Raw genomic sequence first — 21,880 nt, forward strand, 5'->3', positions numbered from 1 at the left:
AGCGCGCGGCTCGCTGGCTTTAGACTTTCATGAGGAGAGCCAGCCCATGTCATTCGCCGCGTGTTCATACCCCCGCGATTTTTCGATGGATACACTGCTGCGGGTCAACGCCGCGCAGTATGCCGACCGCGAGGCAGCGGTCGATGGAACGCAGCGGCTGACCTACGCGGCTCTGGATGAGCGCGTTGAACGATTGGCGCACTGGCTGCTGAAACAGGGCATCTCGCCCGGCGACCGCGCCGCTATCTTGCTGACCGACGGCACGCCCTATCTGACCGTGCTGCTCGCCTGCGGAAGGATCGGCGCCATCGCTGTGCTTCTCAACTGGCGGCTCGCCCCTGCCGAAATCGGGTGGATCGCGAAGAATGCCGAACCGGCTATGACTTTCGTGAACCCGCGCTTCTCCGCCTTGCTGGCAGAGGCGGAGGCGGGAGCCATCATCGAAGTGGATGAGGGCCACGATCCGCAGGGCCAGTTCGAGAGTATCGTCGCCGCTGAGCAACCAAGGCAGACCCTGCCCGACCTGCTCCCCGAACGCCCGCTTTACATGATGTATACCAGCGGGACGACCGGCAAACCGAAAGGGTGTCTGCAAGCGGGCAGTGCGGTAGCGTCCTCGGCCATGGGATTTTGCGTCCGGCGCGGTTTCACGCACACCGAGCGGCTGCTTTCGATCAATCCGATGTTTCATGTGGTCGGCATGCAGCAGGTTGCCGCGATGCTCGCCTGCGGAGGGACCACCGTGTTCGCGGGCCGCGATGATGACAGCGCCGCGGTGCTTGACCTGATCCACCGCGAGGCGTGCACGACCACCAGCGCGTTTCCGCAGATCAGTTTCCAATGGTTCGCCATGGAAGCGGTGCGCGGCGGCATGATGCCGCTGACCAATTATACAGGCGGCGCGGGCATGGGCCGCCCGCAAATATACGAGACGTTTGAAACAGCGTGGGATTGCCGCGTCACCGGCGGGTATGGCCAGACCGAAGTTTGCGGCTTTGCCACATTCATCGATTACGCTGATATGTGCAAAAACCCCCGGTCAATCGGCTGGCCGATGCCGCATGTCGAAATGACCATCCTCGATCCAAACGGCAACCAGTTACCGCTCGGCGAAGAGGGCGAAATCTGCCTGCGCGGCCCGTCAGTCATGCTGGGATATTGGCGAAACGAGGAAGCGAGCGAGGCAGCTTTGGGCCACGGCTGGCTGCGCACGGGCGACCTCGGCACGATGGATGATCGCGGGCTTGGCTATTTGCTTGGCCGCGCAAAAGAACTGATCAAAACCGGCGGCGAGAATGTCTACCCGGCTGAAGTTGATGCGGTGTTCGCCGAGATGCCCGAGGTCGCCGATGCAGGCTGCGCAGGCGTGCCGGACAAGCAATGGGGTGAAGCGGTTAAGGCGTTCGTCGTTCTAAAACCTGGCGAGCAGCTCTCACGAGAGGAAATTGCCGCGCGATTCAAAGCCAGCATCGCCGGATACAAGCGGCCCCGCTATATCGAATTTGTCGATCAATTGCCGCGTGATCCGCTGGGCAAACTGTTGCGGCGCGAACTGTCCGCACGGCCAGTGACGCCCGATCAGGCCGCCTAAGACGCCTCCAGCGCCTTTCGCCCTTCTTCTTCGCGGGCAAAAGCGCGCATATATCCTTCGCGGGCCGTCATCCGCTCTCGATAAACTTTCAGAGAATGCGGCACGCGATCATCCAGCCCGACATTCTGGGCGAGAACAAGCGCGTAGGCGATGCAGATGTCAGCGACCGTAAATCGGTCTGCGCACAGGTAATCGCGTCCATCGAGACGTTGCTCAACCTTGATCAGCCGTTTTTCAAACCACTTGGCATAGGCCTCTCCCGCCTCGCCCCAGCCCTTCTCTTTTTCGAAGATTGCGAAGCGCATATAGACCGTCTGCGGAAAAGTGATCGTCGCGTCCGCATGATAGGTGAAGTCGCAATACTCGGCATAATCCCGCTCACCGGGCGCCACGGCCAGATCGGTAAAGCCGCTGCGCGTAGCGAGGTAATGCGCGATGGCGCAGCTTTCCGTGAGGCGCGATTCCCCGTCGATTAGCAACGGCACCGTGCCGAGCGGATTGATCTCCATATATTCCGGCGCAAGGTAGCGCGGCGGAAATGGCAGGATTTTGAGGTCGACATCAACGCCCGCCTCCTCCGCCGCCCATGTTGCGCGCAGCCCGCGTGAGCGCGCGCAGGTGTAGAGGGTGGGACGCCCTGCCATTGTCTCAATGCGCCCCTGCGGTTTCTTCTTCATGGCCGACCTTCAAAACCTTGTGCAATACGAAAGCGATAACCGCGCCAATGGCCAATCCGAGAATCGCTGACATGGCGGCATAGGTAGCCCAGCCAAGGATGCCGGAAAGTGCACCCGTCGCGCCTTGTACGGCGTATTCGGCCCCGTGGGCGATGTCATAAAACAGATCGAAGCCAAGCTCATGCGTGCCGTGGACGATAATGCCGCCGCCAACCCAAAGCATGGCAAAGGTCCCGATGAACGAGAGCGCGACGAGCAATTTGGGCACGAAGTTTACCAGCGCCTTGCCAAATTTGCGCTTTGCCGCGCTTCCCGTCTTGCTCATCGCGAGGCCGATATCGTCCAGCTTTACGATGATCGCGACCGAGCCGTAGACCACGACGGTCACGGCAATCGCCACGATGGCGAGCGCGATGCCGCGTTCCCACCAGACCGAAAGATCAATCTCGTTCAGCGTGATTGCCATGATTTCAGCCGAGAGGATTAGATCGGTGCGCACGGCGCCTGCAATACGCTGTTTTTCAAACTCGACAGGATCGACAATGACATCATCGACCGTCTTGCCGTGCTTTTCCGCGCCCAGTTTCTCGAGCACTTTTTCGGCGCCTTCGTAACACAGAAACAGCCCGCCCAGCATCAGGATGAATATGATGAGGCTGGGCAAAAACTCCGATAGCAGGATCGCTCCGGGCAGCAGGATCACCAACTTATTAAACAGGCTGCCTTTGGTGATGGACCAGATTATCGGCAACTCGCGCGCCGGGGACAGGCCGGTAACATAGCTGGGCGTGACAGCCGCATCGTCAATCACCACTCCTGCGGTTTTCGATCCTGCCCTGCCCGCAGCGGCAGCAATATCATCGGCCGATGCGGCGGCGGTGCGCGCGATGACGGCAACGTCATCCAGCAGCGCGACTAATCCTGAAGGCAATGCAATTCCCCTGCTATACTATCATTGCTAAACTGCCGCCTGCCCGCACCGTTCCCCGCTGACAAGCCTTGCATTCATCCCCAAAACCGCTATGTGCGCGCATCCGCTTAATCCGGCCTCGGCCATTGGCGGGTAAGAAGAAAGCCGGAGGGGCCCCGTCATCCGGACGGACAAGCCAGCGATCGGCAGCAATTGAAAGGAACGCGAGATGGCTCTGTATGAGCATGTCTTTCTCGCGCGTCAGGACCTCTCGCAGGCCCAGGTAGACGCGTTGGCGGCCACGGCGACCGAAATCGTCGAAGCGAATGAAGGCAAGGTCACCAAGACCGAAACCTGGGGCCTCAAAACCCTCGCTTACAAAATCGACCGCAACCGCAAAGCGCATTTCGTGATGCTCAACATCGATGCCCCGGGCACCGTTGTCCAGGAACTCGAGCGCCAGACCCGCATCAACGAAGACGTCATCCGCTACATGACCATCCGCGTCGAAGAGCACGAAGATGGCCCGAGCGTCATGATGCGCAAGAACGAGCGCGATCGTAAGCGCCGCAGTGACCGAGAGGACCATGACTGATGGCACGCCCATTTTTCCGCCGCCGCAAGTCTTGCCCGTTTTCGGGTAAGGACGCCCCCAAGATCGATTACAAAGACGTGCGCCTGCTTCAGGGCTTCATGTCCGAGCGTGGCAAGATCGTGCCTTCGCGCATCACCGCCGTTTCTGCAAAGAAGCAGCGTGAGCTGGCGAAAGCGATCAAGCGTTCGCGTCAGATCGGCCTTCTGCCGTACATCGTTAAGTAAGAGGAGAACGAACAATGGATATCATTCTCCTCGAACGTATCGAGAAGCTCGGCACGATCGGTGACGTTGTCACTGTGAAGGACGGCTACGCCCGCAACTTCCTTCTCCCGCAGAAGAAAGCCCTGCGCGCCAACGAAGCGAACAAAAAGGTCTTCGAAGCCAACCGTGAACGTCTTGAAAAAGAAAACGCCGAGCGCCGCGGTGAAGCTGAAAAAGCTGGTGAGAAGGTTGCAGGGGCTGAGGTTATCCTCATCCGTGCAGCATCGAACGCCGGTCAGCTTTATGGTTCGGTCAATGTCCGCGACATGGTCGCTGGCCTGGCCGCACAGGGCCATGACATTGACAAAAAACAAGTCATCATGGGCGCGCCGATCAAGACGATCGGCATGCACGATGTGACCGTTGCCCTGCACCCAGAGGTGCACATGACTGTCAAAGCCAACGTCGCCCGTAGTGACGACGAAGCAGAGCTTCAGTCGCAGGGTGTCGACGTGCTCGCGCAGCTGTTTGAAGAAGAGCAGAAGGAAATCGAGGAACAGGCCGACGCAAACCGTGTCGATCCGTCGCTCGAGCCGGGTGAAATCCCCGCCGAACTGCTCGAAGACGGCGTAGCGACACCGGAAGGCACGACCGAGACAGAAGCTCTCATCGAAGCCACCGATCACAAGACAGACGACGACGCGTAAGCGGCTTCGTTTTCAGACACGAAAGGGGCGCGGGGTCGAAAGACTGCCGCGCCCTTTTTGTAACAGGGACATCAAGTTGAAATACGCGTTCCTTTGAAACCCATAACAACAAACGCTAGGCAGACTTATATGAAACCAATCGCCACCATCCTGAATGAATTGCAGCAGAATTACAGCGAAGCGGTGAAGACCCTGCGCGAAGATGTCATCGCCTTTGGCCGCGACGGCGCCGTGCCGCCGCAGCGCCGCCGCGAAGATGGCAGCTACGCCTATCCGCAGCTGACCTTGCATTATTCAGGAGTTGGCGAGCCGCAGGACCGCAGCCGCGCGTTCGGCCGACTGGAGATGCCCGGCACCTACACCACCACCGTCACCCGCCCCGATCTATTCGGCGACTATCTGGCCGAGCAGCTGGAGCTGATTTCAGCCGAATATGACATTGAGGTCGAAGTCGGCCGCTCGCGGCAGGAAATCCCCTTCCCCTATGTCCTCGACGGAGAGGCAGGCGCTGCAATGGTTGGCATTGCCCCTCAGGATATCGCCCAGCATTTCCCGTCAACGGACCTTTCGCTGATCGGCGACGAGCTGGCCGACGGGATCGAGTTCGACGAAAACGAAGACATGCCGCTATCGCTGTTTGACGGACTGCGGACCGATTACTCGCTGGCTCGTCTGGCGCACTATACCGGCACACGCGTCGAGGATTTTCAGGACTTCATCCTGTTCACCAACTATCACCGCTATGTCGATGAATTCGTGAACTGGGGCGCGCAGCAGATTGGGACCAGCGGATATACCGGCCTGACCGGCGCAGGCGGACTGCAGATCTCCAGCAGCGCCGAGAACGCGCAGGAACAGCTTAACGACACCGCGTGGCGGCGGCACCAGATGCCCGCCTATCACCTGATGCGCGAGGACGGGAAAGGCATCACGCTAGTGAATATCGGCGTGGGCCCCTCCAATGCGAAGACGATTTGCGATCACCTTGCGGTGCTGCGCCCTCATGCCTGGATGATGATCGGCCATTGCGGCGGAGTGCGCTCAAGCCAGAAAATCGGCGATTTCGTGCTCGCCCACGCCTATTTGCGCGACGATCACGTGCTCGACGCGGTGCTCCCACCAGAGATCCCGATCCCCCCGATTGCCGAGGTTCAGCTCGCGCTTGCAAGCGCAGCCGAGGACATCTCCGGCGCGCAGGGCGCAAACATCAAACAGCGTATGCGCACCGGCACGGTCGTCACCACCGATGACCGCAATTGGGAGCTGCATTATTCCAGCTCCGCCCGCCGCTTCTCCCACAGCCGCGCGATTGCGGTGGAAATGGAGAGCGCCACGATTGCCGCGCAGGGATACCGTTTCCGCGTCCCGTATGGCACTTTGCTTTGCGTCTCCGACAAACCACTGCACGGCGAGATCAAGCTGCCGGGCCAGGCGAACAAGTTTTACGAAGAGGCTATCGCTGCCCACCTGCAAATCGGTCTGGAGGCTTGCAAACGCCTGCGCGATGAAGGCGACCGCCTGCATTCACGCAAACTGCGGGCCTTCAACGAACCGCCGTTCAGGTAAGGTCCGAAATTGGGGTGGAAAGCGGTCATCACAGCGGTTCAGCCAAATTGCGCTTCCACTGGGTCTAAGTGGTGAAACCGGTCCTCTTCAGAGACTTTATCAGAAGCCGATTGTAGGAATGCCAGCGTCCGCTCTTCCAAGAGAAGCTGAGCTACGTCTCGACGCACCTCTCTATTTACCGCTTCCCAGAATGAACCTTGGACCTCTCCAAGCTTACGCATGTTCTTCGATTGAGCATTGATGAAACCGGCCATATTGAGCGCAGCGTTCGCCGCAGTGGAGGTGCGCCAGCGTTCGATAACTGGTGCAATCTCTTCACCCAAGGTCGCGATGCCGCAAAACCAATCAGCAGCATCAGAGGGCCAAGCGTCGGGATGCCTCTCGATCATTGCATCAAATGCCGCATTGAAGACATGCAGAACAGCTGATTGCTGATTGGCAGGCCAAGTCCGCCAAGCTCCCATATTTAGCTTGCCAGCTATAACGGGCGGCTCAGTTCCGAGCCACTCGGGCTCTGTAACTGCCAGATCAAATATACGGGGCAGAAAATGGCGGTAATCGCGGTAGTTACCAACGGTAGTGATTGCCCAGCCAGAGTACGGTCCGATCTGCTCGCCAGCCAAGTTCTGCAAAAGCGCAGACGTTAGGGCCTGAAGGATCTCGTTCCCATCGCGCAGAGGCGAAGTTTCCAACGTGCGAGGGCAGTGTACGTCTGCAAAAACTTGATAGCTCTGTTCGAGGGCATTCCGGAGCATATCTTCAGCGTTTGACATTCCCTAATCTTAGCGGAAGGGCGAATGTCCGCAAAGGGTCGACAGCCGACATTCTTCACAACAATCATCCCTTCCCCTTCGTCTTGGTATTTCCCTTCGCCGCGTTGGTTTCGATGAAGGTGATGATCTGACCGGCGATATCCTTGCCCGTCGCGTTTTCGATACCTTCCAGACCGGGCGAGGAATTGACCTCCATGATTACCGGACCGTGGTTGCTCCGCAGCAGATCGACGCCGCAGACGTTCAGGCCCATGTGCTTTGCCGCGCGCACCGCAGTGGAGCGTTCCTCCGGCGTGATCTTGATCAACTGCGCACTTCCGCCGCGGTGCAGGTTCGACCGGAACTCACCTTCTGCGCCCTGACGTTTCATAGCGGCGACAACTTTTCCCCCGACGACCAGGCAGCGAATGTCTGACCCGCCGGCTTCCTTGATAAATTCCTGCACCATGATGTTCACGTTCGCGCCGCGGAATGCCTCGATAATCGAAGCCCCGCCTTTCAGCGTTTCGGCCAGCACCACGCCGATGCCTTGCGTGCCTTCCAACAGCTTGATCACGACGGGCGGACCGTTGACGGCCTTGATAATTTCCTCGGCCTGCTTTGGGTCGTTCGCATAGGCGGTCAGCGGCAGGCCGAGGCCATATTTCGCCATGATCTGTGTCGAGCGCAATTTATCCCGGCTGCGGCCGATCGCGACGCTTTCATTCAGCGGCCAGACCCCGCTCATTTCAAACTGCCGCAGCACCGCAAGCCCGTAATTTGTGATCGACGCACCGATACGCGGAATGACCGCATCATATCCGGTCAATGTTTCACCGCGATACGTCACAGTAGGACGATGGCTGGCGATATTCACCGTGCAGCGCAGTGTGTTGAGAATATCGAATTCGTGACCACGCGCCTCGGCTACCTCTTTCAGCCGCTGGTGCGAATAGAGGTTCGGGTTGCGGGCGAGCATTGCAATTTTCATCGGTGTTCCGTTTTCTCGAACCGAAGTCCGGATAAGTGATCGCCGCTGCGGGGCGAAGGGATCATGCGCGCGATTGCAGCCACGAAAGCCCGCTATCAACCACAAACCGCCTGCGCAGCGCGGTGCGGCCTATCAGGATGGGAAATTGCATGACGGAACGGTCGGCAAGGCTCAATTCCGCTCTGAATTCGGTTGTGCCAATGCGTAGCGGCGTTTTGATGACAAAACGTTGCTGCGTCTCTCCGTTTGAGCTGGTGATGCCCCGGCGGTCAACTTGCACCGCTTCGCAGGTATGCGCCTCACCGTCCCAGTCGACGGAGAACCGGACAAAAGGTTTACCGTCACGCTCAAACTGTTCGATCACATGGCCGTGCAGCGAGGATGTCCGTGCGCCTGTGTCGATCTTCGCCGGGATACGCTCCAGGCCCAGTTTCGGAAGATCGACAAGCTCGCGCCAGCCAACTGCAGGAAGCATCGTGTTCAAGGTAGAATCGCCAAACCATCACCGCCTTCGCCAACTTCGAACCGGCGCAGGACCGTGCCCGCGGCATAATCTACCTCGGCAACGGTGTTGCTGGCAGTTTCTGCGACGTAGATGCGTTCTCCGTCATCGGACCACAAAATGGTGACCTGAAACCGTTCCTGCGCCTCGTTCGGACCGGACACCGCGATCTGCCGAACAGCTTTCGCCGTGTCGAGGTCAATCACGGTCAGGCCCCCATCCATCAAATCCGAAGTGACTGCCACGTCCCCTTGCGGGCGAATGGCAAGGCGCAGCGGAAATGCGCCTGTCTGGACTGTGCTGCGCACCTCCATCGTCACCGGATCAAGCTCAAACGCTTGGTTCGATCCGCGCGCCGACACCCAAAGGGCGCTGCCGTCAGGAGAGAGCGCGATGCCTTCCGGTTCCTCTCCGACGGTCACCGATAAAGGTGCATCAGTGCCGGTAAGGTCGATTTTTGTGACCGTTTTGGAGCTTAGATCGGTTGTCCACGCCGTCCGTTCATCCGGGGCCACGGTGACCATGTGGCTGCCATCCTTGCCAGTTGGATATTCGGTAAGCTGCGGCGTTTGGGCGGTCGGATCATCAATGCGGAACACCGATTGCCTGCCCTCCGCACTGGCATAGAGGTTTCCACTGGGCATCCAGACGATGCCATGCGGTCTCGCATTCGCACCCAGATCGACCGAGCGCACCCGCTCAAGCGTGCTCGTGCGAAATACATCGATGCTCGTCCCGCCATAACAGGCGAGCGCGACGTATTGACCATCGGGCGATGTCGCGAGTTCGTGCGGATTGGTGCAGCTATCCAGTTCAAGCACTTGTTCGCCGCTCTCCAGATCGATCTTGGAAAGCGTATTGCCGCGCTTGTTCGCCACGAACAGCGTGGGGCTGGCGCCTTCCCCGGGCGTTACCGCCGCGCCGCTCGCAAAGGCATCGCCGCCCTGCCCGCACGCTGCGAGGACCGCAAACAGGGGCAGAGCGGCAAAGCGCGTCATCATTACCAGCCTTCTTCCTGGCCGGCGTTCTGTTCGTCGAGCCATTCCTTGAGCGGGGCGAAATATTCGACCAACGCTGCGCCTGACATCTGACGCTCTCCGGTGAACGCCTCCAGCGCATCGGGCCACGGCTTGGACGCGCCCATTTCGAGCATGGCGTTCAGGTTCTGCCCGACCTCTTCGTTGCCGTAGAATGAGCAGCGATGCAGCGGCCCTTCCCATCCGGCGGTGTCACAGGCGGCCTTGTAAAACTGGAATTGCAGCAGCCGCGCAAGGAAGTACCGCGTGTAGCTGACATTGCCGGGCACGTGATACTTTGCACCCGGATCGAATCCGTCAGCGGGACGATCCACCGGTGGGACAATGCCCTGATACTCCTCGCGAATTTCGGTCCATGCGGTGTTGTAATCCTCCGGTGCGACAGAGCCATCGAACAAGCTCCAGCGATACCGGTCGATCAGAAGGCCAAACGGGAGGAAAGCCACTTTGTCCATCGCCTGACGCAGCAACAGACCGATGTCCTTGTCCGCGCTCGGAACCTGCTCAGGCTCCAACATGTCGATCTGCACGAGGTAATCGGGCGTAATCGACAGCGCGATCATATCGCCGATCGCTTCGTGAAAACCATCATTCGCGCCGGTCAGATACAGGAAATCCTGATTGTTATAGGCGCGCTGATAATAGTTGTGGCCCAGCTCATGGTGGATCGTGATGAAATCGTCGGCGTTCTGCTTGATGCACATCTTGATCCGCAGATCATCGACGTTGTCGAGGTTCCACGCGCTGGCATGGCATACAACTTCGCGGTCTTGCGGCTTGGTAAACTGGCTGCGCTCCCAGAATGTATCGGGCAGCGGTTCAAAACCCAGCGAGGAGAAGAAATCTTCGCCGACGCGCGTCATTTCGACCGCGTCCAGATCTTTCTGTTCGATCAGATCGGTAAGGTCATAGCCAATATCCCCGGCACCCTCAGGCGCGACGAGAGGGTAGATGTTGCCCCATTCCTGCGCCCACATATTGCCAAGCAGGTCAGCACGGATCGGACCGGTCGCCGGCTGCACGTCATCTCCGTGCTTTTCATTCAGCTTGCGGCGGACATAGGTGTGCAGCGCGACATAAAGCGGTTTCACCTCTTGCCACATGCGTTCCGTATCGGCTGCGAATTCTTCCGGCGTCATGTCATAGCCGGAACGCCACATCGTGCCGAGATTGTCGAAACCAAGCTCCTTTGCGCCTTCGTTGGCGATGCCGATCATCTTGGTATAATCTTCACGCATCGGCGCGCCGACATTGTCGTGCCAGCTGGTCCACATTTCAGCGAGTTCTGCAGGCGAGCGGTCAAGATTGCCCATTTCGGCCTCGATATCGGAGCCGCTGATCTCTTCGCCGTTCAAGGTGCCGCGGCCCTGCCCGTAAGCGGCGCCCAATGCTGTCGCGAGACCGGAAAGCTCCTCTGCCGCACCATCACGTGACGGCGCAGGCATGGAGATGCCATTGCGCATCATATCGAGCTTGCGAGCGACTTCGGGGTCAAGGCCGTCGATCGCTGCATATGTCGCGGCTTCATTGGCGAACCGTACCGACATCAGCGTACCCTGTGCGCCGTACCGGGCGGCAAGAGTATTGCTGTCGTAATTGATGTTGGTCGCCTGAAGCCACCAGACATGCGCCGCATTGCTGGAAAACTCCGCCATCTCAGCCTCGGCAGCCGCGACGAAATCAGCGGCCCCCTGCGGTGTCATCGGGAATTCGGTTTCGCCCATTCCTTTCGCGTGTTCAGCGCCCGCGTGACCATCAGCGAGCGCAGGGGTGGACGCGAGAGAAACTGCCAGAGCGGCGAAAGACGTAGTGAGCACACGGCGATTGAAAATCATGGGTTTGCGATCCTGATTAATTGACTGGCCTTATCGAACGACAGGCCCGATGAAACGACTGGAATTTGATGACTAGCTGACTGAACCTGTGGCTGCGCTGAATCAAGCCTCGTTCGCGCGAAGCCGTTTTAATCGTTCAGAAAACGCACGATTTTCTCGCCCAGCTCAGGCTTGGTCGCGCTATCGAGATGGCCGCCGGGAACCTCTTGGTAAATCGCGCCAGCAATTCGCGCGGCGAGGTCTTCAGCCGACCCGTTATCGTCGTCCTTCTCTCCGCACAGGATGAGCGTCGGGATCGAAATTTCAGAAAGCGTCGCCGGGTCTAGATCCTCGAATGCATCCAGCAATAGCCGCGCGGCTACCCGGTCTACGCCCTGTGATTTCAGGAATTGACGCGAAAGGAAGGCGGGATCGCCCCGCTCTATGGTGTCGAATTCGTCGATCACGCGTTTGAAGAAACCGGCCCGCTGCTGCCAGTTGGTCAGACCCGCCATGCCCATACCGCATGCGATCAGGCGGCGCGGATGGAGGATATTCGTGGCGCAGGCATGGATAGCCGTTCGCGCACCCAGCGAAAACCCGACGAGGTCATAATCGCCATCGCCTAGCCCGAGATAATCGACAAACGCCGCAACGTCGCGGATCAGCACGCCCGGCGGATACGCCTCTGGTTCGCGCGGAGAGGCGCTGTCTCCGTGCACTCGGAAATCGAGCATGACCGCCTCAAATTCTGCAGCGGCCAATTTTGCTGCGTGGCCCCATTTCGTCCAATTCATTTCGGCGCTGGAAAATAGACCATGCAGCAGAATGACCGGGCGTCCCTCCCCCACGCGGTGGACTGCCAGCGCCGTGCCATCGAAAGACTTGAAATTCGAGGTGCTTACATCGCTCATCTAAGGATCTCTTTCCATTGATCGGGGCTGGCCGGCTGGCGATCCCATTGCGGCACGCCTTGCGGCAAGACAACCCAGTCCTGTTTGCTGCATGTCCAGATATGCGCCGCTGGCTGCAAATCACCCGCGCAATCCAGGGAGCCGCCCTTTATCGTGACCATGCCCGGCCTGCTTGCGCCATCATGGTAGACGCGGCTGCCGCAGCGCAGGCAAAAATGGCAACGCGTCACCGCGCCGCTATCGGCAAGTCGCTCCCATGATCCAAGTTCGCCGGTAACAGAAAAATCGCTCGCGGCGACGGGGACGGAGATGCCAAACGCGCTGGCGGATTGTTTCTGACATTCGCGGCAATGGCATGCGTAAGAGGCAAGTTCGCGCGCCGAGATCGAATACCTCACTGCCCCGCACTGGCAGCCGCCGGTGAAAGGATGCGAGGCGCCTTCCATCAATCCTGCGGCCGTGGCTTGGTTCGCCGCTCCTGCGCAGCTTCGATGGCGTCCTCACGTTCGCTCAGCAGCACATCCTCCATATCAAGCTGATACGCATCGAGCTGCGGCAGCTCGACTTTCGTGCTTTTTATGACCGAGAGGGTTTCGGCCGAGACGATGATATGCCGCGCGGACGTGTCGCTATCCCAGTAAAGAACGGCGATCTGATCACGATCTGGGCCGGCCTCTATCCGGTCGATATACGGAACGCCTTGCGCGATCCGCTTTTGATCGAGCGTCTCCAGATTGCCAACCACCAGATCCGAAACGCCTTTCAAATACATGTCGCGCGTGGCCAGGCGCGCAACATAGGCAAATGATTTTTGCTCTGATGCGGTCTGGTTTGCTTCGGCGTTAAGGGCGGGTACGCCGCGTTTGACAGTCTGAAACCAGATGACCCGCCGATTGTCTCCGGCAACTTTGCGCTGTTTGCCCGTTACCGCACTGACCAGAGTGAGGTCGGATGCCTGGTCATAATACAGATTATCAAGGGCCTGATTATCCGAATATTCGTAGACGACGACTGCGCCGTTCTCGGTCTCGATCTCGTCCCCGGAGAAATCCTCGTCGAGCGTGTCTCTCAACGATCCGAAATCTTCTTTTTCGATAAGCGACTGCCGTTCGAAATTGGCACCGATTTCCTGTGCGATCCAGAAGACCAGCGCAATGCCCGCGACCAGAAATACACCGGCCAGCGCGCGGTTTAGCGTGAGCACGCCCCCCTTGCCTCCGCTCATCGCGGCTGCAGCCCTTTCTGCTTCATCCGCCAAAGCGCCATCTCGATCCGGTCCTGCCCGAAAAATGGCTCGTTTTCGAACACCAGCGTCGGCACGCCCCAATGACCCGAAGCCTCCAGCGCAGATTGATTGGCCGCGATTTCTTCATCGAGCGTGTCTGGCTCTGCGGACACTTCTGCATCCAGTTCCGCAAGGTCCAGCCCGGCTTTTGCAGCGGCCTGTGCCAAGTGATCGCCTTCGTGCCAATTTTGCGCGCCGCCCCAGATTAGCGATGCTGCCTCATGCGCAAACACCAATCCCTTGCCCCGGCGCGCGGCGGCCTGACCCAGCCGGGTGATCCGTTTGATGTAAGGCTGTTCCGGCGCGATTTCGCGCGTGGTCATGTCCTGAATGATCGGATCGGGGGCCGGTGGACCAAACGCGATGCCGTGAAACTGCGCGACCCGCACCATGTCCCGCATGGTGTAGCCGATCCAGTTCGGATGGTTGCGCTCGAAAAAATCTGGCTGGCGCACTGCCAGCGGATAGACCGGCTTCAGAGCGATTTCGAGGTCGTATTGCTCTGCCATCGACCGGTATCTGCCCACGGACAGATAGGAATAAGGCGAACGGAAGCTGAAATAGAGCTCTGCTGAATATGTCATGACCGGCAGCCTAGCGCGACTTAATCGCAAAGCCAGCCCGCAAAAAGCACTACCGGAAAAAACACTGCGTCCCGGCATACAGGCTGGAGACCGCATCATCGGCGATAAATCCGCCAATTCGGTCCCCGATCGCAAATTCCTCGCCCAGCGTGCTGTCTTCGATGGGAGAATAGCCGCGCTCACCCTCGATCTCGGCTCGCGGATCGCCAACGTTGATCTCATTGGTCAGCTCCAACTTTTCACTGGGCTCATCCCAATACCAGCCGACCAGACTGCCATTCTGGAAGTTGACCGTCAGTCCATCAGGGAACTTTGCAAAGTCCATCGCGCCTGCGCCGCACTCGCCCAATTCTCCGGTTTCGCTCGCATCACCCAGAGTGCGGGCAAGCGCCGCCTCAACTTCGGTCTGTCCGGCAGCGAAGTAAAACGCGTCGGTGCCAGCTGTGATGCCGTCCGCGCGCAGCAGAACCTCGTCCTCCGCCACATCAGGCAGACCCGGTTTCAATCGGGCCTGCTCGGCAGGGCTAGGCACAGTTCCGCTGTCACAAGCGGCCAGAGCAAAAATGCAAAGCGCGAGGGCAACTGAACGCATCTTGATCAACCTTTTTTAAGGTGGCGGCGGCCCAGCAGCTCGGCGATCTGCACCGCGTTCAATGCCGCACCTTTGCGCAAATTGTCAGAGACACACCACAGGGCCAGTCCGTTATCAACCGTGGGATCATCACGCACGCGGCTGATATAGGTTGCACTGTCTCCGGCGCATTCGACCGGAGTGACATATCCCTCGTCCTCGCGTTTATCGACCAGCATGATGCCGGGCGCCTCACGCAAGATATCCTGTGCCTGTTTTGCGGAAAGCTCGTTTTCAAATTCGATATTGATCGCCTCTGCATGGCCCACGAACACCGGAACGCGGACGCAGGTCGCTGACAGCTTTACCTTGGGATCGAGGATCTTCTTGGTTTCGACCACCATCTTCCATTCTTCCTTGGTCGATCCATCGTCAAGGAACACGTCGATATGCGGGATCACGTTGAACGCGATCTGCTTGGTAAACGTGGCCGGTTCAACAGGATCGCCCACAAAGATCGCGCGGCTTTGTTCAAACAGTTCGTCCATGCCCGCTTTGCCTGCGCCCGAGACAGACTGATAGGTGGAGACAACTACCCGTTTGATCGTTGCGGCATCGTGAAGCGGTTTGAGCGCGACGACGAGCTGCGCGGTCGAGCAATTGGGGTTGGCAATGATGTTGCGCTTTGAATAGCCGTCAATCGCATCCGGGTTCACCTCTGGCACGATCAGGGGGACGTCCGGCTCCATCCGGTAAAGCGAAGAATTGTCGATCACGACGCAGCCTGCTGCCGCCGCTTTGGGCGCGTATTCCTTTGCCGGGCCGCTGCCAGCTGCGAACAGCGCGATGTCCCAGCCGCTCCAGTCGAAATGTTCGATATTTTTGCATTTGAGCATCTTTCCCGTGTCGCCGAATTCGACCTCGGATCCGTGGCTGCGACCGCTCGCGACCGCTGCGACTTCCTCGATCGGAAATTCGCGCTCTGCAAGGATCTGCATCATTTCACGCCCGACATTGCCGGTCGCACCTACGACTGCCACCCGATAACCCAAATCACATACTCCGATTGAAACTGATTGCAGCCCCCGCTGCCGCTATTATCAGGACATGGCAAGGGGAATGAGAATGCAGCGCGATACACACAGCTGGAGCAAGAAAGCTACGTATTTTGACTTTCAGGGGCATCAAATTGCCTATTGGACCAGTGAGAATACGAATGCGGATCCCGATGCGAGCCCGCTGCTGCTGGTCCACGGCTTCCCTACCTGTTCGTGGGACTGGATTGCGGTGTGGGACGCGCTCAGGCGCGACCATAGCCTGATCGCGTGCGATATGCTGGGTTTCGGACTGTCGGACAAGCCGCGATCTGGTTATTCGATCCATCGCCAAACCGACCTGCAAGAGGCTTTGCTGGGCGAGCTGGGCATCGATAAGTTTGACGCGCTGGTGCACGATTACGGGGTCTCTGTGGGGCAGGAAATGCTCGCCCGCCAGCAAAAGGGCAGCGGCTTTGCCGGACTGGGTCAGATGGTTTTCCTGAACGGCGGCATCTTTCCCGACCAGCATCGCCAGCGACCGATCCAGAAACTGGGCACTTCGCCGCTGGGCTTCCTCGTCAGGCTGCTGATGAACCGCGAAAGGTTCGGCAAGAGCTTTTCAGAAGTGTTTGCGCCAGACACGCAGCCTTCCCAGCAGGAGCTGGACGAGTTCTGGGAGTTCATCAGCTACAACGGCGGCAACCGCATTACGCACAAGCTGCTGCATTACATCGCAGACCGTGTTGAACACAAAAACCGCTGGGAAGCGGCACTGATAAGGGCGCAGGACAAGATCGGCCTGATCAACGGCGCGCTCGATCCTGTTTCCGGCAAGCACGCCTATGACAAATGGCGCAGCACCGTGCCGCGTGCGCGCCATCACCTGATCGAGAACGCGGGTCACTATCCCCAAGTCGAAGCGCCCGGCGAAGTGTCCGCCAAGGCGCTTCAATGGCTTGCCGAATAGATCACTCCGGCGGGGTTACGCCGTTTGCTTCCAAAAACCGGAACATCGTGTTCCACAGATGCGGGGAGATATTCTCGCCTGCAACGCGGTGCGTATATCCGGGATACAGCATCATATCGAACTGCACGTTCCCTTCCTGAAGGACGCTGATCAGTTCGGAAGAGTTTTCAAACACGACATTATCGTCCGCCATGCCGTGGATCAGGAGCAATGGATCGCTGATCTTGGTCGCATCGGGGATGGCACTTGCCGCTTCGTATGCTTCGGGCACTTTGCGAGGGTCGCCCATGAACCGTTCGGTGTAGTGGGTATCGTAAAGCTCCCACTTGGTCACCGGCGCACCCGAAATGCCCGCCGCATACAGCCCCGGATCGGCCTGCATCTGTTTCAGCGTCATGTATCCGCCATATGACCAGCCATAAAGCGCGATCTTTTCGCCATCGACATAGGGCAGCGTTTTAAGGAATTCGGCGCCCTTGCGCTGATCGTCAACCTCGACCCCGCCCATCGCGCGGTAAAGCGGCTGTTCAAACGCAACACCCCTGTTGGCCGATCCGCGATTGTCCAGCTCAAACCAGATGTAGCCCGCATCGACGACGGCCTGTTGCAACGCGCCGTCCCAGCCCCGCGTGACGACCTGCGGCCCCGGCCCGGAATAATGGTAATAGAACACCGGATAGGTCTTACCTGGCTCGATCGGCGGTGTGACCATCTTGTAATAGAGGTCTGTTTCGCCATCCGCCGCTTTGATCGTGCCGAATTCCGCCGGGCGGTGACTGGCGAGATAGGGCGTATAGGGATGATCGGCATCCAGCGCGTTTTCCTCAACCCAGGTCTGGATCGCTCCCCCTTCAAGATCGGCGAGGTAGGTCTGCGGCGGCTGGTCCTGTTTTGATCGCGTAACCATCAGCGACCTGCCCTTTGTATCCATGACGCCGCTGGTCTGCCAACCGCCGTCGGTGACCCGCACGATGCTGTCCATACCGGCATCCAGCTCAATCTGGTAAATCTGCTGGGCAAGCACATCTTCGAAAGTGCCCGAGAAATAAACGTACCCGTCTTCCTCGTTCACACCGACAAGGCGTGTGGCAACCCAATCCCCTTTGGTAAGCTGGGTCCATTCACCGTCGGCAAAGCGGTAGAAATGGCCATAGCCGTCGCGCTCCGACCACCACAGCAGGCTGCCATCTTTCAGGAAACGGTAGTTGTCGCTCAGATTGATCCAGTAATCTTCGCGCGCAGCATTTTCAGTGAACCAGATCACGCTTTCGCCCGTTGTCGGGTCTACGCGCAACATGTCGAGCACGGTCTGGTCGCGGTTCTGTCGCTGGACATACAGGAAATCGTCCGGGCCCCAATTGACGCGGGCGATATAGATATCGGTGTCTTCACCCAGATCGACCTTCACACGGTTACCGCCGTCTGGGTCCATCACGAACAGTTCGACAATCGCGTTGTCGGACCCCGCAACCGGATATCGCTGATCGAACACCTTTGTGCCGGTCGCGCCGATGGCAGCGCGCGTTACGATGCCGACACCGCTTTCATCGGTGCGCTGAACCGCGATGCGCAGATCGTTCGGCTCCCACCAGTATCCGGTGAGCCTGCCCATTTCCTCCTGCGCGACAAACTCTGCCTCGCCCCAGCGGATGGTATCGCCCTCTTTCGGGGTGATCGGAACCGGCTCCGATCCTGTTTCGCCGACCCACAGCTGCCGGTCCCGCACGAAGGAGACATAGCCGCCCTTGCTCGACAGTTTCGGGTTGAGTTCGCTTTCCTCGGTATCGGTGAGGCGCTGAACGTCGCCGTCGAGCTTCGCGAAATAAAGATCACCATCGAGCGGTACCAACACGCCGGAACCGTCGCTGGCCCATTGGTAGCTGATGATGCCTTTCAGGTTGCCGACCCGTGCGCGTTCACGCTGCATCTTTTCATCTTCGGACAGTTCGCGGCCCGAGCCCAGCGCCTCGCTATCGACCAGCATCCGCCACTCGCCGCTCGCCACATCAAAGCCCCACAGGTCATACCGGTCGCGGTCATCTTCGCGGTTGCGCAGCAGCGTCAGATAACGGCCATCGGGGGAAAGCTTCGCCTGACGGGGCGCCGGTCCGTTGAGCGATGGCGATGCAAAAACCCTCTCGAATGTCAGTTTTGCCTCTTCGGTCATCATGTGATCGTCCGCACTGGCATGGACGGCAGGAACAGACAGCGCAGCGGCAGCAGCGGCAAGCAGGGATGAACGCATTTCAAAGGTAGCCTCTCAACTCGGATGAATTGAGTGCCTCACTCGCAATCGCGGGCGCAATTGGCAAGAGCGCAACGAAAAAGGGCGGCTCCCGCAGGAACCGCCCTTTTTAATTCGTCTGTGCGAGACTTACGCCTGCGCTGCCATTGGAAGGCTTACGCCTTCGGGGCATTCTCACGGCGTTCCGCGATACGCGCACGCTTACCGGTGCGGCCACGCAGATAGTAAAGCTTCGCGCGGCGCACGACACCGCGACGCACGACGGTGATGCTGTCGACGATTGGAGCATAAAGCGGGAATACACGCTCGACACCTTCGCCGAAGCTCATTTTGCGCACAGTGAAATTGCTGTTGATGCTGCGGTTTGACCGGGCAATGACAACGCCTTCAAAGTTCTGGATGCGCTCGCGTGAGCCTTCTGTCACCTTCACGCCGACGCGGACGGTATCGCCTGCGCGAAATTCTGGAATATCTTTGGTCACCTTGCCGATTTCTTCGGCTTCGATTTGCTGGATCAGGTTCACTGGTCCGTATCCTTATCTTTTCGCCGCGCGCCAGAGGCAGACTGGTCCCGAACGCCACTATAGCATTCCCAAAGGTCCGGCCTGCGTAACCTAGTGTCGGTTTCAGCCTGCAGCTTTCGCCAAGCGTCCACCTTCGCATGATCCCCAGATCGCAGCACTTCGGGGATCGTGCGCCCTTCCCATGTTTGAGGTCGGGTATATTGCGGATATTCGAGAAGCCCGTCTTCGAAGCTTTCCTCGGTTCCGCTAGAAGCCGCGCCCATTACGCCGGGAAGCAGCCGAATGCAAGCATCAAGTATGGCAATCGCCGCCGTTTCACCTCCGGAAAGGACGATGTCCGCAAGGCTAACCTGCTCGATTCTTGGGCGCGCCTCAAACAGGCGTTCGTCAAAGCCTTCGAACCGTCCGCAAAGGAGCGTGACGCCGGGGCCGCCCGCGATAGCGCGGATGCGGTCCTGAGTGATCGGTTTCCCGCGCGGTGTCATGGCGAGGATGGGGGCATCCCGCTGCTGGGAAATGGCATGATCGACCGCCGCGCCGAGAATGTCGGCCTTAAGCACCATGCCCGCCCCGCCGCCTGCGGGCGTATCATCCACGGTGCGGTGTTTGTCGGCGGCAAAGTCGCGCATCTGTATAGTGTCGCAAGACCAATCGCCGCGGGCGAGCGCCTTGCCCGCCAGCGAAGTGCCGAGCGGGCCGGGAAACATCTCAGGGTAGAGGGTTAGGATGGTAGCGGCGAAGGTCATGGTTCGATCCATTCGCCGCGTTCAAGCACATTTGCAACATGTGCTAGTGTCAGACGCTCAAGCTGAGGCTTTCTGGGAAAAGCCGTTTCGCGCCACGGAAGCCTCAGCAAATCCCACAGGGCAGCAAATGGAGCCAAAATTGAAACGCCTTCATTTAGGCAAACAAACCTGTCCCATGGCCATTCACATACCCATTCGCCATAACGATTAGCGAGCAGTTCAGCAAAATCATCAACGTCATCGCCAATGATTTTCAAGTCCTGGTCAAGTGCGCTGGTCAGCGTCGCTTCGCCAATTCCGAATTCTTCTCGCGCAACCCAAAGGACAAAATCTTGCGCGGTCACGATATCGGAAGGCGGCTCACTGCGAGTTGAAAAGAACCCCATTCTTCGCCTTAATATCCACATTGAGCTCAAACACATCGGGCCGCGAATAATGGCCGTCGGTATCAAGGCTCGCCAGCCCGCCGCCGATCTCGCTCAAGTCCAGTTCCGCGTGCAAAATCTCTTCGCCCTCGCCCGCTTGGGCTAGAACACGCGCATCTGGGGCAATGATCATCGAACCGCCTCGGTTCAGATGCTCGCCTTCGATAGCGTTGAACAGCGCCAGGGCATCGCTGTTGCCACCAACCCGTTCCAAGCCATCAAACAAATCATCGCGGTGCTGCACCAGCCCTGCTGCGAGCACAAAACATCGCCCCTCCATCGCATAATGGCGCGATGCCAGCGCGTATTCCTCGCGCACGGTCGGCCAAGCGGCAACATGCACGCTCTCGCCCAGATTGTGCATCGCTGCGCGCGCCAAGGGCATCCAGTGCTCCCAGCAGATGAGGTTACCCGCGCTGCCCCATTCGGCGCTGTGCACGCCCAGCGTTGATCCATCGCCGCGCATCCAGATCAGCCGCTCGCCATGGGTGGGCACCAGTTTGCGGTGGTCCAGCGGTGCCTCACCGGGGCGAAACAGCAATTGGTTGTTGTAGACGCTCTGCCGCACCCGCTCATGCGCGCCGATAGAGATGCAAGCGCCGCTTTCATCGCACATTTCCTGCAAAGGCAGCAGCCGCTCATCATTCGCGACGATGGCGTGTTCCAGCATAATCGCGTGGAGCGCCTTGGTCCCCGGATGATCCCACAGCGCCGCGCCTGGAGCCTCATCCAGCCACAGCGGATAGCCGCCAAGGAAAGTCTCGCCGAATGCGACGAACCTAGCGCCGCCCTCGATGGCCTCACGCGAAAGGCGGACAGCTTTCTCGATGCCGCCCGCAAAATCGAGCGGAATCGGAGCAGCTTGGCAGATCGCGACGGGGAGCTTGGTCATTCAAAGACCTCGAAGCTGGAAAATCGTTGGCGATCAAGCGCCCTTGAGACCAGAAAAGCAAACGGCCATCCCAGCAAAGCCATCAAGGCGCCAAACAAAAACGTCGCTGCCGCATCTTGAATCGGACTTACCGAAGAATCTCCTGCACCACTTTCCGCGAAGAAAATAAGGCCCAAGACTGGGACGATCAGGGTAAATCCGAGAGTGAGCAGAGCCCCCGCAACCCGCCATGATCTCGCCATTTCAGGAAACCAGATCGTGAGAATAGCGGCTGCCCCGGACGAGGCAAAAGCGGTAAAAATGATGAGGAAGTATGACCCGATGAGCAGCTCTATTTCCATAGAA

Annotated in this window: 25 protein-coding genes; 6 read left to right on the forward strand and 19 right to left on the reverse strand. The window is 58.9% G+C overall.

The window, feature by feature from the left end; translation table 11 throughout:
• Positions 1–85: 85 nt before the first annotated feature.
• Entirely contained in the window at positions 86–1,591 is a 1,506-nt protein-coding gene (locus tag ACGHU1_RS11565) for a class I adenylate-forming enzyme family protein (protein ID WP_390587080.1), read from the forward strand.
• On the opposite strand, the gene ACGHU1_RS11570 is transcribed toward ACGHU1_RS11565, so the two are convergent.
• Entirely contained in the window at positions 1,588–2,268 is a 681-nt protein-coding gene (locus tag ACGHU1_RS11570) for a glutathione S-transferase family protein (protein WP_390587082.1), read from the reverse strand. The two genes, ACGHU1_RS11565 and ACGHU1_RS11570, sit on opposite strands and share 4 nt — an antisense overlap.
• A complete protein-coding gene (locus tag ACGHU1_RS11575) occupies positions 2,240–3,199 on the reverse strand; it encodes a DUF808 domain-containing protein (protein ID WP_390587084.1) in 960 nt (319 codons plus the stop codon). Before ACGHU1_RS11575 ends, ACGHU1_RS11570 begins: the two co-directional genes overlap by 29 nt.
• A 208-nt stretch (positions 3,200–3,407) precedes the next feature.
• On the opposite strand from ACGHU1_RS11575, the gene rpsF reads away from it, so the two are divergent.
• The 4 genes from rpsF (at position 3,408) to ACGHU1_RS11595 (ending at position 6,249) form a co-directional block, all read left to right on the forward strand.
• Positions 3,408–3,773 carry a 30S ribosomal protein S6 gene (rpsF, locus tag ACGHU1_RS11580; RefSeq protein WP_390587086.1) on the forward strand — a complete coding sequence of 122 codons (366 nt, stop codon included), beginning with the start codon at positions 3,408–3,410 and terminating at the stop codon, positions 3,771–3,773.
• On the forward strand, positions 3,773–3,997 hold the full coding sequence (rpsR, locus tag ACGHU1_RS11585) for a 30S ribosomal protein S18 (protein ID WP_390587088.1): 225 nt from the start codon (positions 3,773–3,775) through the stop codon (positions 3,995–3,997). Before rpsF ends, rpsR begins: the two co-directional genes overlap by 1 nt.
• Positions 3,998–4,011: 14 nt before the next feature.
• Positions 4,012–4,683: a 50S ribosomal protein L9 gene (gene rplI, locus ACGHU1_RS11590; RefSeq protein WP_390587090.1), complete on the forward strand. Its 672-nt coding sequence runs from the start codon at positions 4,012–4,014 to the stop codon at positions 4,681–4,683.
• A 102-nt stretch (positions 4,684–4,785) separates the two neighbouring features.
• Positions 4,786–6,249 carry an AMP nucleosidase gene (locus tag ACGHU1_RS11595; protein WP_390587396.1) on the forward strand — a complete coding sequence of 488 codons (1,464 nt, stop codon included), beginning with the start codon at positions 4,786–4,788 and terminating at the stop codon, positions 6,247–6,249.
• A 38-nt stretch (positions 6,250–6,287) separates the two neighbouring features.
• Here the strand turns inward: ACGHU1_RS11595 and ACGHU1_RS11600 are convergent, their stop codons facing one another.
• From ACGHU1_RS11600 to ACGHU1_RS11650, 11 genes are all read right to left on the reverse strand, one after another.
• Positions 6,288–7,022, reverse strand: coding sequence for a hypothetical protein (locus tag ACGHU1_RS11600; protein ID WP_390587092.1), 735 nt, complete (start codon positions 7,020–7,022; stop codon positions 6,288–6,290).
• Positions 7,023–7,086: 64 nt separating this feature from the next.
• Positions 7,087–7,992 (reverse strand): 30S ribosomal protein S6--L-glutamate ligase, encoded by a 906-nt coding sequence (gene rimK / locus ACGHU1_RS11605; protein WP_390587094.1) that lies wholly within the window; start codon positions 7,990–7,992, stop codon positions 7,087–7,089.
• 61 nt (positions 7,993–8,053) lie between these two features.
• Positions 8,054–8,467, reverse strand: coding sequence for an ATP-dependent zinc protease (locus ACGHU1_RS11610; RefSeq protein WP_390587398.1), 414 nt, complete (start codon positions 8,465–8,467; stop codon positions 8,054–8,056).
• A gap of 5 nt (positions 8,468–8,472) precedes the next feature.
• A complete protein-coding gene (locus ACGHU1_RS11615) occupies positions 8,473–9,495 on the reverse strand; it encodes a beta-propeller fold lactonase family protein (RefSeq protein ID WP_390587096.1) in 1,023 nt (340 codons plus the stop codon).
• Positions 9,495–11,366, reverse strand: a complete 1,872-nt coding sequence (locus ACGHU1_RS11620; RefSeq protein WP_390587097.1) for a M2 family metallopeptidase — start codon at positions 11,364–11,366, stop codon at positions 9,495–9,497. Before ACGHU1_RS11620 ends, ACGHU1_RS11615 begins: the two co-directional genes overlap by 1 nt.
• A 128-nt stretch (positions 11,367–11,494) precedes the next feature.
• Positions 11,495–12,259, reverse strand: a complete 765-nt coding sequence (locus tag ACGHU1_RS11625; protein ID WP_390587099.1) for an alpha/beta fold hydrolase — start codon at positions 12,257–12,259, stop codon at positions 11,495–11,497.
• Positions 12,256–12,657, reverse strand: coding sequence for a GFA family protein (locus ACGHU1_RS11630; RefSeq protein WP_390587101.1), 402 nt, complete (start codon positions 12,655–12,657; stop codon positions 12,256–12,258). The genes ACGHU1_RS11625 and ACGHU1_RS11630 overlap by 4 nt, the downstream gene beginning before the upstream one ends.
• Before the next feature lie 47 nt (positions 12,658–12,704).
• Positions 12,705–13,484 (reverse strand): hypothetical protein, encoded by a 780-nt coding sequence (locus ACGHU1_RS11635; RefSeq protein ID WP_390587103.1) that lies wholly within the window; start codon positions 13,482–13,484, stop codon positions 12,705–12,707.
• Complete coding sequence (locus ACGHU1_RS11640) at positions 13,481–14,128, reverse strand: 2-hydroxychromene-2-carboxylate isomerase (protein ID WP_390587104.1); 648 nt, start codon at positions 14,126–14,128, stop codon at positions 13,481–13,483. The genes ACGHU1_RS11635 and ACGHU1_RS11640 overlap by 4 nt, the downstream gene beginning before the upstream one ends.
• 49 nt (positions 14,129–14,177) lie before the next feature.
• Positions 14,178–14,720 carry an aspartate-semialdehyde dehydrogenase gene (locus ACGHU1_RS11645; protein ID WP_390587106.1) on the reverse strand — a complete coding sequence of 181 codons (543 nt, stop codon included), beginning with the start codon at positions 14,718–14,720 and terminating at the stop codon, positions 14,178–14,180.
• A 5-nt stretch (positions 14,721–14,725) separates the two neighbouring features.
• A complete protein-coding gene (locus ACGHU1_RS11650; protein ID WP_390587108.1) occupies positions 14,726–15,751 on the reverse strand; it encodes an aspartate-semialdehyde dehydrogenase in 1,026 nt (341 codons plus the stop codon).
• A 73-nt stretch (positions 15,752–15,824) separates the two neighbouring features.
• On the opposite strand from ACGHU1_RS11650, the gene ACGHU1_RS11655 reads away from it, so the two are divergent.
• Positions 15,825–16,703 carry an alpha/beta fold hydrolase gene (locus ACGHU1_RS11655; protein ID WP_390587109.1) on the forward strand — a complete coding sequence of 293 codons (879 nt, stop codon included), beginning with the start codon at positions 15,825–15,827 and terminating at the stop codon, positions 16,701–16,703.
• Position 16,704: 1 nt separating this feature from the next.
• On the opposite strand, the gene ACGHU1_RS11660 is transcribed toward ACGHU1_RS11655, so the two are convergent.
• From ACGHU1_RS11660 to ACGHU1_RS11685, 6 genes are all read right to left on the reverse strand, one after another.
• Positions 16,705–18,948, reverse strand: coding sequence for a DPP IV N-terminal domain-containing protein (locus ACGHU1_RS11660; RefSeq protein WP_390587111.1), 2,244 nt, complete (start codon positions 18,946–18,948; stop codon positions 16,705–16,707).
• A 155-nt stretch (positions 18,949–19,103) separates the two neighbouring features.
• Positions 19,104–19,472 (reverse strand): 50S ribosomal protein L19, encoded by a 369-nt coding sequence (rplS, locus tag ACGHU1_RS11665; RefSeq protein ID WP_390587113.1) that lies wholly within the window; start codon positions 19,470–19,472, stop codon positions 19,104–19,106.
• Positions 19,469–20,218 (reverse strand): tRNA (guanosine(37)-N1)-methyltransferase TrmD, encoded by a 750-nt coding sequence (gene trmD / locus ACGHU1_RS11670; protein WP_390587115.1) that lies wholly within the window; start codon positions 20,216–20,218, stop codon positions 19,469–19,471. Before trmD ends, rplS begins: the two co-directional genes overlap by 4 nt.
• Positions 20,215–20,562, reverse strand: coding sequence for a hypothetical protein (locus ACGHU1_RS11675; protein ID WP_390587117.1), 348 nt, complete (start codon positions 20,560–20,562; stop codon positions 20,215–20,217). Before ACGHU1_RS11675 ends, trmD begins: the two co-directional genes overlap by 4 nt.
• Before the next feature lie 16 nt (positions 20,563–20,578).
• Positions 20,579–21,535, reverse strand: coding sequence for a carbon-nitrogen hydrolase family protein (locus ACGHU1_RS11680; RefSeq protein WP_390587119.1), 957 nt, complete (start codon positions 21,533–21,535; stop codon positions 20,579–20,581).
• A complete protein-coding gene (locus tag ACGHU1_RS11685) occupies positions 21,532–21,876 on the reverse strand; it encodes a hypothetical protein (protein ID WP_390587120.1) in 345 nt (114 codons plus the stop codon). The genes ACGHU1_RS11680 and ACGHU1_RS11685 overlap by 4 nt, the downstream gene beginning before the upstream one ends.
• Between the last annotated feature and the right edge of the window lie 4 nt (positions 21,877–21,880).

Origin of the sequence: Erythrobacter sp. MTPC3, assembly GCF_042854385.1 — a bacterium.
Taxonomy (GTDB): domain Bacteria; phylum Pseudomonadota; class Alphaproteobacteria; order Sphingomonadales; family Sphingomonadaceae; genus Erythrobacter.